Annotated in this window: 3 protein-coding genes and 1 pseudogene; 3 read left to right on the top strand and 1 reads right to left on the bottom strand. The window is 74.6% G+C overall.

The window, feature by feature from the left end:
• Together ACFWGD_RS13015 and ACFWGD_RS13010 are read left to right on the top strand one after the other, a co-directional pair.
• The coding region (locus ACFWGD_RS13015; RefSeq protein WP_377779109.1) for a cytochrome P450 at nt 1-887 on the top strand (887 nt) is incomplete at its 5' end.
• 3 nt (nt 888-890) lie between these two features.
• Nucleotides 891-1,370, top strand: coding sequence for a hypothetical protein (locus ACFWGD_RS13010; RefSeq protein ID WP_377779108.1), 480 nt, complete (start codon nt 891-893; stop codon nt 1,368-1,370).
• Between the two features lie 15 nt (nt 1,371-1,385).
• Here ACFWGD_RS13010 and ACFWGD_RS13005 read toward each other — a convergent pair whose 3' ends face one another.
• On the bottom strand, nt 1,386-3,923 hold the full coding sequence (locus ACFWGD_RS13005) for a Helicase associated domain protein (protein ID WP_377779107.1): 2,538 nt from the start codon (nt 3,921-3,923) through the stop codon (nt 1,386-1,388).
• 152 nt (nt 3,924-4,075) lie between these two features.
• On the opposite strand from ACFWGD_RS13005, the pseudogene ACFWGD_RS13000 reads away from it, so the two are divergent.
• Nucleotides 4,076-4,431: pseudogene (locus ACFWGD_RS13000) on the top strand (hypothetical protein); the annotation flags it as partial.

Genomic DNA, 4,431 nt, shown 5'->3' with positions numbered 1-4,431 from the left:
CCCCCCGCCGCATCGAGGCACTGGCGCCCCGCATCCAGCAGATCACCGACGAACTGCTCGACGCCATGGAAGCGGACCCGAAGCGCCGCGCCGACCTGATCGACGCCTTCGCCTTCCCGCTGCCGATGACCGTCATCTGCGAGCTGCTCGGCGTACCGGAACTGGACCGCGACGCGTTCCGCGCCTGGTCCAACGAGATGGTCGCCCCCACCAGCCCCGAGGCCGAGGCCTCCGCGTACGAGCAGATGCCCCGGTTCCTGACCGGGCTCATCGACGCCAAGCGCGCTGCGCCCGGCGAAGACCTGCTCAGCGGGATGATCCACGCCGTCGACGACGGCGGCGACCGGCTCACGCCGGACGAGCTGATCGGCATGAGCGTCCTGCTGCTCATCGCCGGACACGAGACCACCGTCAACATGATCGGCAACGGCCTGCGCGCCCTGTTCGCCCACCCCGAGCAGCTCGCCGACCTGCGCGCGGACCTCGACGGCCTGCTGGACGGCGCGATCGAGGAGATGCTCCGCCACGACGGCCCGGTCGAGAACTCCACCGAACGGCTCGCCCTGGAGGACCTGGAGATGGGCGGCGTGGTGATCCCGGCGGGCTCCACCGTCCTGATCTCCATGGCCGACGCGGACCGCGACCCGGCCCGCTTCGAGGACGCGGACCGCTTCGACATCCGCCGCGACGCACGCGGCCACATCGCCTTCGGACACGGCCTGCACCACTGCCTGGGCGCGCCGCTGGCCCGCACGGAGGGCCGCATCGCGCTCCGCTCGCTGCTGGAGCGCTTCCCGGAGCTGGGCCGTGACGCGGAGGACGAGAAGCTGTCCTGGGTGCCCGGAATGCTGATCCGCGGCGTGCGGGAGCTGCCCGTACGCTGGTGACGCATGGACTGGATGCCCCTGCTCTCCACACTGACCGGCGCCGCCGTCGGTATCGGCGCCACCTTGCTGGGTGACCGCAACCGGTGGCGGCGCGAGGAGAGCCGCCAGGCGCTGGAGGTCCGCCGCGCGGCGTACACCGAGTTCGTCTCCGCCCTCAAGGCCGCGGGCGAGGAGATACGCGCCGTCGCGCTCGGCGACCACCTGTCCGACTCGGCGCGCGACGCGGCGGTGCGCGAGGCGTTCCGTGCCACCGGGCTCTACACGGCGAGCGAACGCCTCTGGCTGATCGGTTCCCCGCAGGTGGTGGCCGCGGGGAACGCGGCGTTCCACGCCCTGCGGGAGCTCCGCGACGCCTACGCGGCCGGCGCCCCCGTCGGCTCGCCCCGGGACCGCCCCCTGATCGCCCGCCGCCGCGAGGCCATGGCCACGATGCGCGCCCTCATGCGCGAGGACCTGGGCATCGGCCCCCTCGGAATCGACTGAGGGGCCCAAGACCCCCTACCCCCACCGCATCCCGATCCGGTCGAGCTGCGCCACCCGCTCGGCGCCGAGAGCCGCGGCGCGGGTACGGCAGTTGTTCACCCACGAGCCGAGCCGCAGCGCGCGCTCCTGCTCCTCGATGACGCGGCCGTCGGCGTCCCGCAAGGGCCACGTGACGGTCTCGACGTGCTTCCTGGGCACCGCCAGATGGCCTTCGCGCTCGTAGAAGCGGGTCGCGGCAGCCAGGTTGAGGGCCCACTTCTGCGCCTGGCTCGTCCGGCCGCCGGCCCCGGCCCGCTCCCGAGCGGTGGCCGGCGCCAGCCCCAGCACGTGCTCCAGCATCCACTGCTGTCCGGCGGCGAGGCCCTCCCAGCGCAAGCGCTGCGCGCCGACCCACTGGCCCAGGTCCTCGCCCTGGACGAGGACTTCGCCCGGAGCCACGGGCACCGCCCGCCCGCCGCCGCCCTCGACGTACGCCCGCACCAGGGAGAAGCCGCGCTGCCACGCCACCGCCCAGCCCGGACACCAGGCCGGGTCGATCTCCCCGAGCTGCTCGCGCCGCTCCTCGGGCATCGACCACGCCAGCGGCAGTGCCTCCAGGCCCTCGGCCTCCCGCTGTTCGTTCTCCACGCTCCGCCGCGCCGCGGCCCGCGCGTTCTTCAGCCACACACCGACGGGCTGCCCCTGCCAGACCGCGTCGACCGGCGCCAGCAGGTGCCCGTGCTCCCCGGCCCAGCCGCGCGCCGCGGCCAGCCCCTCCTCCCAGGCGACGTCCCGCTCGGACCAGACCATGCCGAGCTCGTCCAACTGCCGCGCGCGCCTGTCGTCGAGTGCACCCTGGGCCCGGCCGCGCCGCGCATCGGAGATCCACTGCCCGAGCGGAAAACCGGCCGCCGCGGCCGGCGCCCCCGCCCCCGCCGACAGCCGCTCCGGGACCCTGAAGGTGAACGGGACCCGCAGGTCACCGTGCTCCCGGCGGTAGTGCGCGGCGGCCTCCAGACCGCGAAGCCACTGCGTCCGCTCCGGCTCCAGCACGCGCAACTCGATGAACCGGGCGATCCTGGCGGGGTCGCGGGGGGTGGAGAACTTCAACAGCGCGTGGGCGGGTCCGCTGACGCCGTCCGCGTCCGGATGCCACTCGCCGGGCTCGCGGGCCACCGCGAGCGGGGTGTAGCGGCTGGGCGCCTGCGGCTCGGCGAGGCTCTCCACGATCCGGGTGTCGTGCGCGCGCAGCGCCTCCAACAGCCGCGCCAGGCCCCCGTACGCCCGCGAGGTGAGCATGTCGTCCGGCGTCTCCCCGGGCCCCAGCAGCACGGGCACGACCAGGGAGGCGACCTTGCCCTCGCCCGGCTGCAGCCGCAGCGCCCGGCCCACCGCCTGCACCAGGTCGGGCATGGACCCGCGCAGGTCCGCCCAGAACACCGAGTCGCAGTCCTTGGTGTCCACGCCCTCGCCGAGGACCCGTACGGAACCCAGGAAGCTCTTCTCCACCTCCGTCCCGTCCGCGGCGGCGCCGGCGGCGAAGTCGTCGAGGACCCGCCTGCGGTAGCCGGGCGGATGCTCCCCGCACAGCCAGTCCGCCCACACCGACGCCGGGTACCGCCCCGGATCCAGCGCGTGAAGCCGTCCCGCGACCTCGGGCAGCCCGGCCGCGAACGCCTCGGCCTCCTTGACCTGGTGGTGGAAGACCAGGGTGCGCGCGAAGCCCTCCGAAGCGGCGGCCTTCACCACGGCCGTCTGCAGGGCCGCCATCCGGATCCCGCGGACCTTGTCGGACGTCTGCTCCGCGCCGAGCAGCTTCGCGGCCTGGAACGCGGCATCGGTGATGTCCAGGCACACGACCCGGTAGGGAGCGACGATGTGCCGGTCGATGGCCTGCGACAGCGTCAGGGTGTGAGCGCGGGCACCGAACGGCCCCTCGGGGTCGTCGTCCATGGACGCGACCAGCCCGCCCGCCGCGCCCGGCTCCTCCTCGCCCCCCTCCCCGGCCTGCCACAGCCGGGGCGTCGCGGTCATGTACAGCCGCCGCGCGGCGGGAATCCGGGCGTTGTCGTGCACCACCGCCCAGGGCCGCCCGAGCCGCCCGGACGTACGGTGTGCCTCGTCCACGACCACGAGGTCCCAGGCGGGAAGCCCGCCCCGGTGCGCACGCTCCAGCGTGCCCAGGCCCAGCGAGGCGTAGGTGGAGAACACGGTGACCTGCTCCAGGTGCGCGGTCCAGCGCACCAGCTCCTGCGGGACGGTCGTGTTCGCGAACCCCGCCTCGGACTCGCGCAGCGAGGACACCCCCAGCACCGGACCCGTACGCCCGGCCGCGCGCCACGCGGCCTCGCTCTGGGCGAGCAGGTCCAGGGACGGCACCAGCACCAGCACCCGCCGGGCCCGCAGTTCGGCCGCGCTGCGGGCCGCGACGAGCGACTTGCCCGACCCGGTGGCCATCACGACCTGTGTACGCAGCCCCCGCCCGGGCATCCCGCCGCGGGCGGGCACCTCGAAGGCCTTCAGCACCGCGTCGACGGCCTCCCGCTGATGCGGCCGCAACTCCATCCTCGGCATCCCGAACACCTCTGTTCACTCACCCCCCAGCATCCCAGGAGGACACCCCGGGGCGCGGCGCCGGGCGTCCCCCGGCCCTGGAGGGCGAGACCTCGGGGAAGTAGTCTAAAAATCTATTCTAGAAAGACTGATGGACGGGACAGACTCTCCCCATGACCGGTCCCCCTTTCGGCGAACAGCCGAACCCCGACGGGCACAGCCCCTCGGCGCCCGTCGGCTTCGGGCCCCCGATCGAACCACGCGGCCCCGGTGCTTTCGGTCCGCCGCCCCAGCCGTGGCCGGTCGCACCCGCTGCCCCCGCGCCCGCCCCCGCGCGCGACCGGTTCACGGACCGGCCGGGCACGGTGGTCGTCGCGGTGCTCGTCGCCGTCCTGCTGGCCATCGGCGGCGGCGTGTTCGCCACCGTCCGCAGCGACCGCGGCCAGCCCGCCGCGCAGGACGGCAAGGATCCGGCCACACCGTCCGGTTCACCGTCCGTCGACCAGGGCGACGGCAAGGGCCCCGGTGC

Source organism: Corynebacterium sp. NPDC060344, assembly GCF_042725215.1.
In the GTDB taxonomy this organism is placed as follows: Bacteria; Actinomycetota; Actinomycetes; order Mycobacteriales; family Mycobacteriaceae; genus Corynebacterium.
The sequence above is the reverse complement of the archived record's forward strand: the minus strand, read 5'-3'. Positions and strand labels throughout refer to the sequence as shown.

What these genes read in the sequence shown, in the direction of transcription:
- ACFWGD_RS13005 (WP_377779107.1), bottom strand. Translation starts at nt 3,923, where the DNA reads ATGCCGAGGATGGAGTTGCGGCCGCATCAGCGGGAGGCCGTCGACGCG.
- ACFWGD_RS13010 (WP_377779108.1), top strand. Translation starts at nt 891, where the DNA reads ATGGACTGGATGCCCCTGCTCTCCACACTGACCGGCGCCGCCGTCGGT.